This window comes from Candidatus Tumulicola sp. (assembly GCA_035601835.1).
Taxonomy (GTDB): domain Bacteria; phylum Vulcanimicrobiota; class Vulcanimicrobiia; order Eremiobacterales; family Eremiobacteraceae; genus DATNNM01.
The window spans coordinates 126,284-140,331 of sequence record DATNNM010000010.1 but is presented as its reverse complement, the minus strand read 5'-3'; the positions used below and the strand labels follow the sequence as shown (position 1 = coordinate 140,331).

Sequence of the window (14,048 nt, the reverse complement as noted above, 5' to 3'; positions counted from 1 at the left end):
CGCAGATTGTAGAGCAGCGAGAGCCGCGAACCGACGTAAACGTCGTAGCTCACGCCGATGACGTAGATCAGATCCGCCAGCGGCACGAGCCGATGCAGGGACTCGCGGAAACGGTTCAGGCGGCCGTGCGGGGTGTAGCGGCCTTCGGCGGTGAGATAGAAGGTCACGCCCTCGCGGAACTTGCGCTCGATGCGGTCGAGATCGGGGCCGATCGTGCTTCGGACGTCCGCGATGAGCTCGCTTCGGAACGGCTCGAGCAGCCATTTCACTCGTACGCGGCGTTCATGTGCGACCCGGAAGGCATCCGCGCTGAAAAGCCACGAGAGGCGCTTCTCGCTTGCGCTGTCTTTGAGTTCCCCGAGCGCGTCTGCGCTGAAGACGTCGGAGATCGGCAGGTCGCCATGCCCGCGATATGCCCACGCAGCAAAACTCGCGAGTTCGCGCGTGCGCAGTTCGTTCTCGATCGGCAGCACGCCGAGCGCGCTGAACAACCTAGTGGGATCCAAGCGGCGCAAGAGCCACTCGAGCCACTTGAGGCGGAAGCCCATGAAGCCCGGCTCGAACATCCGCCGCGAGCCGGCCGAATAGATCGTCTGATTCCACGGGCCGTCAAACGTCATGTGCATGAGCGACGCGGTCACGTCCAGATCGTGCTGGTGATTGGTGATGACCAGCGTCGCCCCGCGCGGCCACGGCAAGCGCCCCCAGCCGCCGATGCGGTACGCCAGATGGTAGTACGGCCACGCGATCACGCCGCAGAAGCGCTGGAAGGATGGCAGCCACGCGAGTGTGCGCGGCCTCGCGCCGACGGCCAACACCACCAGCGAGCCCAGCAAAAACGCGACCCCGGCGGCGATGAACAGCGCTCGATAGCCGGTACGCGGGTCTGCGAAATGCGACAGCAGCCACGCGCCGTTGACGGGCGCGAAGATGCCGGGCAATCCGGCTGCAATGCCCCAAATCCCGAGGTCGCGCGCGACGTTGCGAAGCTGCGGCACCGAGTCGAGTCCGAGCGCCCAGCCGGTCGAGACGAACGCGCCGTATCCGAACCCGAAGAGCAGCGCCCACACCGGCAGCCAATGCAGGTCGGGAGCCAAGCCGATGCTCACGGCGGTGATCGCCATCGGGATGCCGGCAAGCGCCACCACGTACTTGCGGACCAGCCGATCCGATATGTGTCCGATCCAAATGGCCGACACCACCGCGCCGACCAGCGCGAGAATGCCGAAGAAGGCCGTGCCGCTGGACGGGTTGTCGACCTTGAGCACGTCGCGGAAGAAGTACAAGACGAACGTCATCAACAGCGTCAACCCGTAGTTCGTCCAGAAACGCGAGATGAACGCGATGAGAAAATCGTACCAGTTCCGGACGTGCGCGTGTTCGGACTCGTCGATCCGGCCGCCCTCGGGGACCAGCAGCACCGTTAGCGATCCAAGCACGACCGCGACCGCCGTCCACAAAAACGTGTGGCCAGGATCGAAGACGCTGGCGATAGCCAGGCCGGCGATCCCTCCCAAGAGCGAAGCTGCCCCCTGGAATCCGGATGCATGTCCCCAGTCGCCGGGCGCGACGACCTCCGGGATGAGCGCCGAATACGCCGCCACGCTGATGTTCTGCCCGACGGCGGCGAGCACCACGGCGGCGCCGAGCATCAGATCCGAATTGACGGTGCTCATCCAGATGAGGCCCAGCGCATTGATCGCGGCGCCGGCCAGCACGATCGGGCGGCGCTGCATGCCGCGCTGGTGCAGCCGGTCGGACACAGCGCCGGCGATGGGCGGCAGCACCATGGAGATCGCGGCGACCAGACTTGCGAGGAGCGCCAGCTCGGCGACGTGGTTGTGCGCGGACAAACGCGCGAGCGCGGCGGGCACGGCGATCGTCATGAGCGCCGTCGACTGCAGGTTGATGGGGATCCAATACGCGTTGAGCAGCGTCTGGTCGCGCAGCCCGCGGCTCATAAGGCGAACGGCGACGTTCAGAGCGCGGTTCCCGCCTTGCGCTGCGTTGCCTCATCGCTGACCGGATGGAGTTCGGTCGGCGCCGACGCCGGCTTCGCCATGGTGCGCTTCGGCCCGAGCCAGACGTAGAAGATGGGGATGATGAGCAGCGTCAGCAAGAGCGAGCTGGTCAAGCCGCCGATCACGACGATGCCGAGCGAGCGCCGCGACTGCACGGCCGGATCCAGCGCAAGCGCGAGCGGCAGCATGCCGCTGACCATCGCGACGGTCGTCATCACGATCGGACGAAAGCGGATGCGCGCGCTCTCGCGGATGGCGGCGAGGCGGTCCAACCCCCGCTCGCGGAGCTGGTTCGCATAGTCCACGAGCAGGATGCCGTTCTTGCTGACCAACCCGATGAGCAGCACCGTGCCAATCAACGAGAAAGCGTTGAGCGTCTCGCGCGTCAGCGCGAGCGCGCCAAGCGCGCCCACGACCGCCAGCGGCACGGACAACATGATGATGAGCGGCGACAGATAGCTGTTGTAGAGCGCCACCATCAAAAGGAAGACGAGCAGCATGGCGAGCACGAGCGCGGTGGCCATGCCGGTGACCGTGTCGCTCAGATTTTGTTGATTGCCGCTGCTGTTGGCCGCCACGCGCACGCCGGACCCGAGATGCAGATCGCCCAGCCGCTTGAGAAACGCGGCTTCGACGTTTGACAGCGCCGCGCCCGGGGCCACGTTTGCGCTGACGTGGACGACCGTCTGGCGCTCGACCCGGTCGATGATGCGCGGGCCGAAGGTGTACGCCAAGCGAGCGATGTCGCGCACGTGCACGATATCACCGGTGGCGCTGCGGATCGGGATATCCTCGAGCTGCGCCTGCCCGTGCTGATACGCCTGCTGGTAGATGACTTGGACGTCCTTGAGGCCTTCGGGTCCCTCGAATTGCGTCGCCCGCACGCCGCCGAACGCAGCCCGGATGGCGAGGGCGGCGGCCTGGATGCTGACGTTGAGCTTGCGCGCCTTCTCGCGATCGAAGGTGACGTTGAGCTGCGGCGCGAGACTGGCCGCGGAACTGTACACGTTGACCGCGCCGGGCGTTTGCCGCAGCGCGGCGTAGACTTTTTGCGCCGGTATGGACGGGTCGCCCGCCGTGTCGGTGACGAGATAGTCGATAGGCTGCGTGTTGCCGCCGTGCGTGTTGGTCGCAGGTATGACCAGCGGCTGTGCGGCCGGCGCTAGGCGTTCAGCGGTGGCGCGCAGTTGCGTCACCCAATAGTCGGTCGGGTGCCGGTGATGGTCCTTGAGGTGGATGTCGATCTGCCCGACGGCGGCGTCGACGATATAGCCGCCCACCGGCGATACCGCAGCGCCCGCCACGGTGGATTCGGAGCGGACCTCGCCGATGGCATTGACCGCGCGCTCGATCGAGCGCACCGAGTCGCGCGTCTTCTCGAGGGGCGTGCCGCTCGGATAGTTGAGCTGGACGAAGATCTCGCCGACATCCTGCGCCGGATCGAATTCGAAACCGACGACGCCCAGCGGCACCAATAAGATCGCCCCCACCAGCGTCACGATCGCGATGCCGGCGACCAGCGCGCCGCGCGCGAGGCTCCACGGCAGCGCGCGTTCCGCGTACCAGGCGCGCAGCCCCTCGAAGCGCTGCACGAACCACTCGACGGGTCTTGTGCCGCGCGCCTTTGAGAGCAGCGACCAGTTGCCCGCCAGCGCCGGAGTGATGGTGAAGGAGACCAGCAGCGACGAAAGCGTCGCGACGACGACCACCACCGCGAACTCGGACAAGAACCTGCCCACGATGCCGGGCAAAAACGCGATCGGCAGGAACACGACCACGTCGACCAGCGTGATGACGATAGCGGCAAGACCGATCTCGAGCCGGCCGTTGATCGCCGCGGCAGCGGGTATTTCGCCTGCTTCGCGGTGACGTTGGATGTTCTCCAGTACGACGATCGAGTCGTCCACCAAGATGCCGGTGATGAGCGTCATGGCGAGCAGCGACACCGTATCGATCGTGAAGTTCCCGATCTTCATCACGAGCAGCGTCGCGAACAAGGACGTCGGAATCGCGATGAGGACGGCCACCGCATTGCGCCACGAACGCAGGAAGAGCAGCATCACGATGGCGACGAGCACGATGCCTTCCAGCAGCGTCCGGATGACGCCCGATACCTGACGGCCCGTGTACAGCGAGCGGTCGTCGAGCACCGCGAACGCGATGTCGGGAAAACGTTGGCGCAAATTCGGCAATTGCCGCAACAGCGCTTGCGCGGCGTCCACTTCGCTGGCATCCGTGGACTTTTGCACGTTGAGGACCAGGCTTGGCTTGCCGTTGGCGAACGCGTAGATGCGCTGCGGTTCGTTGGTGTCGCGCACCCCGGCCACGTCGGAGACTCTGACGGTCTTGGACGGCGTCGCTACCTGAATGGGAAGCGCTGCGACGCCCGCCGATCCGAGGATATCGCCGCGGATGTTGATGCCGGTCTCGCGCCCGGCGCCGTACAGAATGCCGCCAGGCGCGCGCACGTTGCTGACGGCGATGGCGCTGACGATGTCGTTGAGGGTCAGCTTTTGGTCGTCGAGTTTTTTCGGATCGACCTCTACTTGGATCGAAGGCGTGACGATACCGTAGGCTTGCACGTGCCCGATGCCGGGGATCTGCTCGATGGCGGGGACGACTCTGTTGTCGACCATCGACGAGAGCCGGCCTGCGGACAGGCTCGAGGAGCCGAGCGCGAGCGAGACGACGTCGGATTCGCCGGGATCAAACGTCTCGATCGTGGGCGTGGTCAGGTCGGAGGGCAGCAGCGACTGCACCGCCTGGACGCGCCGCTGCACCTCGACGAGATCGTCGGTCTTCTTTGACTTGAGGCTGAACTCGGCGGTGACCGTGGCAAAGCCTTGCTGCACGGTGGACCGGAGATGTTCGAGGTTCGGCGCGCCGGCGAGCTGGTCTTCGATCGGGCGCACGATGCTGTCGCGCATCTCTGCGGGCGACGCGGCCGGATAGAACAGGATGATGACGACGTGCGGCAGGTCGACGTTGGGCAGTTCTTGGACCCGCAGACTGAACCAGGCGAGCGCCCCACCGATAGCCAGCAGCGCGACGAGGACGGCAGCCAGTGTCGGCCGCGTGACAAAGAGCTTCGTGAGCATCAGCTAGGCGTTTTTGTGGATTTGTAGCAACGGACCTTTTAGCGCTAGGTATGTAGCGACCCGAGCGCTAGCTCGGGTGTAGCGTTCCGAGTGAAGCTCGGATGTAGTGCCGGGGCTTTAGCCCCGGATGTGGTATGCCCGACTTTAGTCCGGCTCCTCATGCTACGCCGAACGCACTCTCCTCAGCCGCCGGCCGCGGCTCGTCCAAGCGCAACGTCAGGCATTTCGCCGAGCCGCCCGCTTTCATGAATTCGGAGAGATCGCTTTCAAGCGCGCGCAAGCCGCAAGCTCGCAGACGGCGACGCAAGTCCGCGCTGGCCTTGTTCATCACGAGAAGGTTGCCGACGTTGATCGCGTTGCATGCGAACGCCAGCGCGTCTTTTTCCCCGATGGGAATGCGCAGGGGCGCCGGCACGCGATCTTCGATAAGCCGGTTGGACGCGCGGTCGAAGGCCTGCGGGAAGTACATGATGGAGCCGCCCTCGATCGGACAGAAGCATGTATCGAGGTGGTAAAAACGCGGATCGACCAGGCGCAAAGCCAGGACCTCGACGTCGAGGATGCTCTCGACGAGGTCGAGCGATTGGCGCGAGGAGCGATGTCCAAAGCCCGCCCAGACGCGGTGCTGACCTCGGTCGATAAGAGCATCGCCGGCGCCTTCGAACGGGATCGACTCGGGCAATTTGATCACCTTGAATCCGCGCGAGGCGAACCAGCGCTCGAAATGGCGCTCTTCGCCCTGCCGCTCGTCGTACTTGAAGCGGCTCAGAACGACCGAGTTGCCGAGCACGAGGCTGGCGTTCGCGGTGAACGGCATATCGGGGAGGCCGGGTCGCGGCTCTACCAGTTCGACGCGTGCGACGGAGCTGACGATGCCGAACAGCCGCTGCCACTGCGCCGCGGCGATTGCGCGCGCCGCGCGGTTGACGTTGCCTTCCATCCACGGATTGATGACGTACGAGACATCGAAAAAGTCGGGCCTGCACATCAGAAAGCGAAGCCGATCCGCCATTTCACCTCCAAGCCAGTTTGTAGTGCCGGGGCTTTAGCCCCGGATCTAGTCTGGCTTCATGACGGGCTCTATTCTTGCAGAAAGGTAGGAGCGCGGCCTTGCGTCATGTGGCGAAGACGCAGGCCGCGCTGTTGGCCCAAAGGACGGACTAGGCGGCGTCTTCCTTGCGCTGATGGAGCAAGAAGAAGTTGCCTTCGGAGTCTTGGCAGGCAAGCATGTAGCACCCGCCGGTGTCGATGATCTCGTCATCGAGCATCTTGACTCCTCGGCTGCGATAGTGCTTTTCGGCCGCAACGAGGTCGGGGACGGAGAACATCACGCCGGAACCCAAGTGCCACGTGCCGTCGTGCATCTTCCAGACGCCGAACGTAGAGCCGTCGCTCAACTGGAACTCGGCGCCCTGTTCGGACTGCCACGTCACGGGTAGGCCGATCGCGTCGCGGTAGAAGGCGATCGCACGCTGCGGATCCTTCACGAGGTAGGTGTGGACGTCGATGCCCGTCACTTTGACCGCGGCGGCGGGCTTGGCTGGAGCGGTGGCTGAACTCATGTCAAAAAATCTCCCTTCATCAACCCTAGTACTTGGCGTTCATCATACGACCCGATACTTGACAAATGATGTCATATTTACTTTAATAAGGCCATGAAATCCGAGCGCCTCCTGGCTATGCTCTTGCTGCTGCAGGCGCGCGGCCGGCTACCGGCTCACCAGATCGCGGAGACGCTGGAGGTGTCCGAAAGGACCGTCTATCGCGACCTCGATTCGCTGAGCGCCGCGGGCGTGCCGGTGCATGCCGAGCGCGGTGCGGGCGGCGGCATCGTCCTGGCCGAGGGCTACCGAAAAGCGCTCACCCAGTTCCATGAAGAGGAGATACGAGCGCTGTTCGTGTCGTCGGCAAATCCGCTCGCGGATCTTGGTCTTGGCGAGAGCCTTGCGCACGCGCTGGAAAAACTCGCGGGCGCTCTGCCGGAGACGCAGCGGCGCGCGGCGCAGAAAACGCGCGATCGCATCTATGTGGATCAGCGCCGCTGGAAGCAGATGGCGCAGCCGCGCGAACATCTTGCGACGCTGCGACGCGCCGTCTGGGACGACCGGCGCGCCACGTTGCGTTACAAGGACCGCAACGGCGCCGTGACCGAGCGCGTCATCGACCCGCTGGGGCTTGTGGCGAAGGCCGGCATCTGGTATCTCGTGGCGCGCTACCGCGACGAGTTCCGCGTGTTCCGCGCGGAGCGCATCATCGGGGTGGAAGAGCGCCCGGACAAGTTCGAAAGGCCCTCCGATTTCGATCTCGATCGCTTTTGGGAAAGCTCGGCCGTGAGCTTCGAACAGAATTTGCCCGCCTACCCTGTCACCCTGCGCGTGCAGCCCGAGGCGCTGGAAGAGGTCACGGCATATTGGGAGACGGAGATGCTCGGCGATGGCGTAACGGAAGCAAGCGGCCGCCTCGTGCGCATCGTCTTCCCATCGCCGGGGGCGGCGCTGTCGCACGTCATCGCTTGGGGCAATGCGGTCGACATCGCGGAGCCAGCGGAACTGCGCGAACGCGTGGTCGCGCGCGCGCGCGATGTGCTGGCCCACTACAAAGCTCGGATGTAGTGCCGGGGCTTTAGCCCCGGAGAAATGCTCGACCTGAATGCCGACTGAAAATGAGCGCCGTCAGACCGCCGAGCGATTCGCGGCGGCGCTCGATCGCGACGACTTCGGCGAAGCGTCGGAACTCCTCGCGTGGGACTGCCGTTATGAGATAAGTAACACCGAAGCGCTGCTAGGGCCGGCTGCGATCGTGGGGTCGTATCGGGCGCACAGCGAAAGAGCGAAGCAAAGCTTCGACGAAGTATCCTACGAATCCCAAGTGGAAACGGAAAAGGATGGGGCGATCCCCGTCCTCTTCATCGATAAGATCCGCAAAGGTTCAAGACACCACGTCTACTCGTGCAGGCAATTCGTGAGCATAAACGCCGCCAACCGGATCACCAAGATCCGCCACGAAGAGCTGCAGGGCGAGCGCGAACGACTCCGACGCTTTTTGGAGGAAACATGATCGCATTCAAGTCACTCGCGGTTGGCGCGCTCGCCGCCGTTTTCGTCGCTGCGCCGATCCCAGGACCCGGACGGATGATAGACGTGGCGCACTCTTCGCTGACCGTGCACGTCTATAAGAGCGGACTGTTCGCGTTCGCTGCCGACAATCACATCATCAACGCGCCGCTCGCGTCCGGGGTCGTGGACGAAGGCTCGAAGACTGTGGAACTCAAGGTCAATGCCGCCGACCTGAAGGTGCTGGATCCGAGCATGCCGGCCGATCGCCGGGCCCAAGTGCAAGCAAAAATGGTGAGCCCGGACGTGCTCGACGTCGTGAAGTATCCGACCATCACGTTCAAGTCGAAGGCGCTAGTGTTCGGCGCCGGCGGAAAAGGCGACGTCGTCGGTGATTTGACGCTGCATGGCCAGACGCAGCGCGTCACTGTGCACGTCACGCGCGTGAGCGTGGGCCATTACAAGGGTTCCGCCACGGTGCATCAGTCGGATTTCGGCATCAAGCCGATTCGGATCGCGGGCGGCACGGTCAAAGTGAAAAACGACGTCGACATCGACTTCGTGATCGTCACTCGCTAGCGCGCTAGCAGCGCCCGTCCAGACCGATCAAGCGCCGCCCGGCCTGGGGCCATCCATCGGTCGGCTCCTCCGGCATCTCTGCACAGATTAACCTACTAACCGATTATACAGGTTATGGGTAACTTGTCAAGAAGCTTTGAAGGTTATATAATAGGGGCAAGCATGACAAGACCCAAAGCGCCTGGCGAACTCGAGCTAGTCCAGGACTTCATCAATACGCTCGATTGTGAAACCGGAAAGGACGAGTTGGCGCCGCCCGGTGCGCTTAGCGCTTGGCTTGCCGAGCATGGCATCGGACACAGTCGCGGCAAGGCTGCGCCCGGCGACCTGGATCGCGCGAAAGCGCTGCGCGAAGCGTTGCGCGACCTGGCAGAGTCAAATGCGGAGCACACGCCTCCGAACCCCAAGGCGATCAAGACCCTCCGAGATTCGATGCTTCACGCGGGCGTACGGGCTGAGTTGGACGACCAAGCGCGGCCGACATTCGTCGCGACGACCCCGGGCATCCCAGGCGCACTGGGTTATCTGATGGGCATCGTTCTCAGAGCGATGAACGACGGCACGTGGGCGCGCTTCAAGGTGTGTCCACGCGAGACGTGCCGCTTCGCATTTTACGACCAGTCGAAGAACAAGTCCGGTACCTGGTGTTCGATGGCGGTTTGCGGCAATCGTGAGAAGGCAAAAGAATTTCGCCTCCGCCACGCACACGCGTCTTCATAGATTGATCGATCCGGATCCTGAACCCGAAATCCCCGCGTTCGCCGCCCTCTGGAACGAGGGCAGGTTCTTCGAAGCGCACGAGGTGCTCGAAGGCCTGTGGATGCGCCGCCGCGACAAGGGATTGCAGGGGCTGATCCAAGTCGCGGCTGCGCTTTATCACGTGCAGCGCGGCAACCTGCGCGGGGCGCGCACGATGATCGATCGGGCGACGCCGCGCCTGCTGAATCCGGACAACGCGCCGTGCGAGATCAACCAGAAATCGATGGCCGATTTCGCAGCGCGCGTCAAAGCAGCACTCGACTCACCGGAACTCAACGCGCTGATCGCCTCCCGCCCCCGCCTCTGACTTGGACCGCTAACGGCGGTGCAGAATGTGCACGCCTTGCGGAACTGCGGTCAAATATCTGTCCAAACGTCGGCTGAAAATCACGTTTGAGTCAGGTTGAACGCGGTCATTGAAATACAAAACGAATTCACCATCGAAATCCATTGGAAGGCCGACGCGCTTCCTATAGTCCGCCACGCCGGCGATGTATTCCACAACGAGCCCGTGATTGGGGAGCCGCTCGTAACCCGAGCGCCCTGGCTGCACGCGAAACCAGACGATGCTCTCGCGTTCGCCGGCCGGCAACATCGCCATCACCTTTCGAAGCACGATGCGGTCATTTCGTGGCACGCCGGCAGGGATGTGCGCGTCAATCTGATCGTCCGAAATCGAGACGGCTGGGATCGGCGTATTGACGTCCGACAACGGCGGCACCACCTGCGGTGCAAAGGTCACTGGGAGACGAAGCGTTACTGGCGAAACGCTGCGTGAGGGGCGGCTGCAGCCGCTGCATAGGAGAAGGCCAACCGTCGCAATGACCAGACACGCGGGAATGTTTCGCATATGCGTAGGCTACTTGGCTATGTGGCTACGTGACTGCGCGCGTTCGAGCGTCGTGCGCTCAAGAACGAATTCATACAACGCGACGTACAGCTGCGCGACGCCAGCCCATCCGAAATCCTGACGCATACCGGTGCGCTGCAACTCCAACCAACGCTCGCGCTGACCATACAGCTCGAGCGCTCGCCGCAGCGCTTCACGCAGCGCGTTGGCGTTCGGCGGATGAAAGACGAACCCGGTCGCGGTGCCCGCGGACAAATTCGCCTCGCTGGCGTCGACCACCGAGTCTGCGAGCCCGCCGACCGCGTGCACGATCGGCGGCGTTCCATAGCGTAGGCTGTACATCTGATTGAGCCCGCACGGCTCGAAGCGCGAGGGCATGAGGTACATATCGCTGCCAGCCTCGATGCGGTGGGCCAAGCCTTCGTCGTAGGCGATGCGCACCGCGACTCGCCGCGGATGGCGCGCGCCAAGTTCCAAAAAGCGCCGCTGCAGCACGGGATCGCCCGTGCCCAGCAGCACGAATTGCGCGCCGCCTTTGATGAGCGGCGGCAGCGCTTCAAGCGCCAGATCGAGCCCCTTTTGCGACGTGAGACGGCTGATCACCCCGATAAGCGGCGCCGTCGGCGCTGCATCGAGGTCCATCTCCGCCTGCAGCGCGCTCTTGCAAGCCGCTTTGCCGCTCAGGTCCGCAGCAGAGTACGGCGCCTTGATCTGCGCGTCGACCGCAGGATCCCACACGCGGTAGTCAACGCTGTTGAGAATGCCGCTCAAGCGGTCGGCGCGCGCCCGCAACAGGCTGTCGAAGCCAAAGCCGAACTGTGGCGTTTGGATCTCTCGCGCGTACGTCGGGCTTACGGTCGTCAAGTGATCCGCATAGACCAGACCGGCTTTGAGTAGCGACACCTGGTTGTAGTACTCGACGCCGCCCGCGCTAAACGCCTCTTGAGGCAGACCCAGCAGCGGAAACGTCGACGCCGGAAAAATTCCGGGAAAGCCCATGTTGTGAATCGTGAAGACGCTTGCCGGCCGCGGCTCAGGCCGCGCGGCCAGCAGCGCGGGCACGAGGCCCGTCTGCCAATCGTGCGCGTGCACGACATCGGGCAGCCAGCCCGAAGGCGACGTCGCGACCGCGAGCTCGGCAGCGGCGCGCGAGAGCATGCCGAAGCGCTTGACGTTATCGGGCCATTCTCGCCCGCGTTCGTCTTGGTACGGACCACCCGCACGATCGTATAGCGTCGGACAATCGATGAGGAAGATCGGCAGACCCGAATCCGGCGTGCGCGCTTCGATGACGTTGGCCTGTCCAAGCCCCGTGAAATCAGCCAACGGAACGCTCTCACGCTTGTCGACCACGGCGGCGAGCGCGCCCGGATACGCCGGCATCACCAAACGGACGTCGACACCCGCCTCGGCGAGCGCGCCGGGCAGCGCACCGCTCACGTCGCCCAACCCGCCGGTCTTGGCCATCGGGAAGATCTCCGGCGAGACGAAAAGCAAGCGCACGCTACGAGGCTGATTCAGGCGCGGGCGCGAGGATGACGCCCGCCAGCGGCGGCACCGTCATCACGATCGAATAGTCCCGCTCAAAACTTCTGACGCTCTCGGCGTCCAGCCGGCCGAAGTTGCCGAGATCGGATCCGCCGTAGTGACGCGAATCGCTATTGAAGATCTCGCGGTACTCGCAGAGTCGCGGGACGCCCAGCCGATAGTCACGATGCGGCACCGGCGTGAAGTTGAGCACGGCGATGACAAATGCGTCCCCGTCGCGGCGGATGAAGGAGATGATCGAATGGTCGGCATCGTGGCAGTCGATCCACTCGAAGCCGCGTCGTTCGAAATCAAACGTGTGCAGCGCCGGCAGGTCGGCGTAGAGCCGGTTCAGATCGCGGCACGTGTTTTGCACTCCGGCGTGCGCATCGACGTCGAGAAGCCGCCACTCCAGCGCGCGGGTGGCATTCCACTCGCGGCCCTGGCCGAACTCGTTACCCATGAAATTGAGCTTCTTGCCGGGATGCGTCGCCTGATAGGTCAGCAAGAGCCGCAGGTTCGCGAAGCGCTGCCACGCATCGCCCGGCATTTTGTCGAGCAGCGAGCGTTTGCCGTGCACGACTTCATCGTGGGAGAGCGGCAACAAGAAGTTCTCAGAAAACGAATACATCAGGCCGAAGGTCAAGTCGTTGTGGTGGTAGCGACGGTGCACAGGGTCGCGCGCGATGTAGCGCAGCGTGTCGTTCATCCAGCCCATGTTCCACTTCATCGAGAAACCGAGGCCGCCCAGATGCACCGGGCGTGAGACCATCGGCCAGGCCGTCGATTCTTCCGCGAAGGTGAGCGCGCCCGGGTGCCTGCCGTGCACGAGCACATTGGTCTCACGCAAAAACTCGATTGCTTCGAGATTCTCGCGTCCGCCGAATTTGTTCGGCCGCCACTTGCCTTCCTTGCGCGAATAATCCAAGTACAGCATCGAGGCGACTGCATCCACGCGCAGACCGTCCACGTGATACTCTTCGAGCCAGTAGAGCGCGTTGGAGATCAGGAACGAACGCACTTCATTGCGGCCGTAGTTGAAGATCAAGGTGCCCCAATCCGGATGCTGGCCCAACATCGGATCCTCGTGTTCGTAAAGAGCGCTCCCGTCGAAATCGGCGAGCGCCCAGGCGTCGCGTGGGAAATGGCCGGGCACCCAATCCATGATCACGCCGATACCGGCCGCGTGCAGCGCGTCGACGAACGCGCGGAAATCGTCCGGCGAGCCGAAGCGGCTGGTCGGCGCGAAGTACCCGGTGGTCTGATAGCCCCACGATTCGTCCAGCGGATGTTCGCTGATCGGCATCACCTCCACGTGCGTGTAGCACATCGCGGCGCAATAGGAAACCAGTTGCGCGGCCAGCTCGCCGTACGAAAGGAACGATCCATCCTCAGCCCTGCGCCACGAACCCAAATGCACTTCGTAACAGTTGATAGGCCTATGCTGCCAGTCCCATTGCGCGCGAGCGCTCATCCAAGTTTCGTCGCGCCACTCATAAGCGGCGGGTGCCACGACCACCCCCGCAGTCGCCGGGCGGAATTCAAAGCGCCGTCCGTACGGATCGACCTTGATGAGAATCGCGCCGGTGAGCCGGTTGCGCAGCTCGAACTTGTAGAAGTCCCCGGCCTTGACGCCTGGGACGAACAGTTCCCAGACGCCGGAGCCGCCACGCGCTCGCATCTGGTGGCGCCGGCCATCCCATGCGTTGAAGTCGCCGACGACGCTCACGCGCTCCGCGTTCGGCGCCCACGTCGCAAAGCGCACGCCGGCCACGCCGTCAACCTCGACGAGATTCGCTCCAAGCGCACGGTGCGCCGCGAACAATTTGCCTTCATTGAATAGGTGCAGATCGGATTCGGAGAGTTGCGGCCCAAAGCAGTACGGATCGTACGAGCGCTGCCGCCGGCCGTGCTCGGTCCATTCCAGTTCATAGGGTGTCGGCAGCGCGTTCGGCAAGCGCAAACAGAACAGACCTGCCTTGTGCAAGCGCTTCATCGGCTGCGCGCCGTCCGGCGTGATGACAAACGCCGCGCCCGCAGCGGGCAAGAAAGCGCGGATATCCCAAGCCGCGCCCGTTTTGTGCTGCCCGAGAAAGGCGAACGGGTCGTGGCTTCGCGCCGCTACGATCGCCTCGGCGTCTGCGTCCACTACGCTTTAATC

General features: G+C 63.8%; 12 protein-coding genes. 5 read left to right on the top strand and 7 right to left on the bottom strand.

The window, feature by feature from the left end:
* The 4 genes from VN934_04745 to VN934_04730 all read right to left on the bottom strand — a co-directional run.
* On the bottom strand, positions 1-1,961 hold a 1,961-nt coding region (locus VN934_04745), incomplete at its 3' end, for an MFS transporter (GenBank protein HXM18098.1).
* A gap of 17 nt (positions 1,962-1,978) precedes the next feature.
* Complete coding sequence (locus VN934_04740) at positions 1,979-5,119, bottom strand: efflux RND transporter permease subunit (protein HXM18097.1); 3,141 nt, start codon at positions 5,117-5,119, stop codon at positions 1,979-1,981.
* A gap of 157 nt (positions 5,120-5,276) precedes the next feature.
* The gene (locus VN934_04735) at positions 5,277-6,131 is read right to left on the bottom strand and encodes an arginine deiminase-related protein (protein ID HXM18096.1); all 855 of its coding nucleotides are present in this window, start codon (positions 6,129-6,131) and stop codon (positions 5,277-5,279) included.
* A gap of 148 nt (positions 6,132-6,279) precedes the next feature.
* Positions 6,280-6,681 (bottom strand): VOC family protein, encoded by a 402-nt coding sequence (locus tag VN934_04730; GenBank protein HXM18095.1) that lies wholly within the window; start codon positions 6,679-6,681, stop codon positions 6,280-6,282.
* Positions 6,682-6,774: 93 nt separating this feature from the next.
* Between VN934_04730 and VN934_04725 the strand changes: the two genes are divergently transcribed.
* The 5 genes from VN934_04725 (at position 6,775) to VN934_04705 (ending at position 9,817) form a co-directional block, all read left to right on the top strand.
* A complete protein-coding gene (locus VN934_04725; GenBank protein ID HXM18094.1) occupies positions 6,775-7,731 on the top strand; it encodes a YafY family protein in 957 nt (318 codons plus the stop codon).
* Positions 7,732-7,768: 37 nt separating this feature from the next.
* On the top strand, positions 7,769-8,176 hold the full coding sequence (locus VN934_04720; GenBank protein HXM18093.1) for a hypothetical protein: 408 nt from the start codon (positions 7,769-7,771) through the stop codon (positions 8,174-8,176).
* A complete protein-coding gene (locus tag VN934_04715; GenBank protein ID HXM18092.1) occupies positions 8,173-8,751 on the top strand; it encodes a YceI family protein in 579 nt (192 codons plus the stop codon). The genes VN934_04720 and VN934_04715 overlap by 4 nt, the downstream gene beginning before the upstream one ends.
* A 162-nt stretch (positions 8,752-8,913) precedes the next feature.
* On the top strand, positions 8,914-9,471 hold the full coding sequence (locus tag VN934_04710) for an ABATE domain-containing protein (protein HXM18091.1): 558 nt from the start codon (positions 8,914-8,916) through the stop codon (positions 9,469-9,471).
* A 1-nt stretch (position 9,472) separates the two neighbouring features.
* Positions 9,473-9,817, top strand: a complete 345-nt coding sequence (locus VN934_04705) for a DUF309 domain-containing protein (GenBank protein HXM18090.1) — start codon at positions 9,473-9,475, stop codon at positions 9,815-9,817.
* Between the two features lie 9 nt (positions 9,818-9,826).
* Here the strand turns inward: VN934_04705 and VN934_04700 are convergent, their stop codons facing one another.
* From VN934_04700 to glgB, 3 genes are all read right to left on the bottom strand, one after another.
* Positions 9,827-10,252, bottom strand: a complete 426-nt coding sequence (locus tag VN934_04700; GenBank protein HXM18089.1) for a hypothetical protein — start codon at positions 10,250-10,252, stop codon at positions 9,827-9,829.
* 117 nt (positions 10,253-10,369) lie between these two features.
* Entirely contained in the window at positions 10,370-11,863 is a 1,494-nt protein-coding gene (glgA, locus tag VN934_04695) for a glycogen synthase GlgA (GenBank protein ID HXM18088.1), read from the bottom strand.
* 1 nt (position 11,864) lies between these two features.
* On the bottom strand, positions 11,865-14,036 hold the full coding sequence (gene glgB, locus VN934_04690; protein ID HXM18087.1) for a 1,4-alpha-glucan branching protein GlgB: 2,172 nt from the start codon (positions 14,034-14,036) through the stop codon (positions 11,865-11,867).
* Between the last annotated feature and the right edge of the window lie 12 nt (positions 14,037-14,048).

Excerpts from the sequence above, each read along its gene's own strand:
- VN934_04740 (HXM18097.1), bottom strand. The coding sequence starts at position 5,119 with ATGCTCACGAAGCTCTTTGTCACGCGGCCGACACTGGCTGCCGTCCTC.
- VN934_04735 (HXM18096.1), bottom strand. The coding sequence starts at position 6,131 with ATGGCGGATCGGCTTCGCTTTCTGATGTGCAGGCCCGACTTTTTCGAT.
- VN934_04730 (HXM18095.1), bottom strand. The coding sequence starts at position 6,681 with ATGAGTTCAGCCACCGCTCCAGCCAAGCCCGCCGCCGCGGTCAAAGTG.
- VN934_04725 (HXM18094.1), top strand. The coding sequence starts at position 6,775 with ATGAAATCCGAGCGCCTCCTGGCTATGCTCTTGCTGCTGCAGGCGCGC.
- VN934_04720 (HXM18093.1), top strand. The coding sequence starts at position 7,769 with ATGCCGACTGAAAATGAGCGCCGTCAGACCGCCGAGCGATTCGCGGCG.
- VN934_04715 (HXM18092.1), top strand. The coding sequence starts at position 8,173 with ATGATCGCATTCAAGTCACTCGCGGTTGGCGCGCTCGCCGCCGTTTTC.
- VN934_04710 (HXM18091.1), top strand. The coding sequence starts at position 8,914 with ATGACAAGACCCAAAGCGCCTGGCGAACTCGAGCTAGTCCAGGACTTC.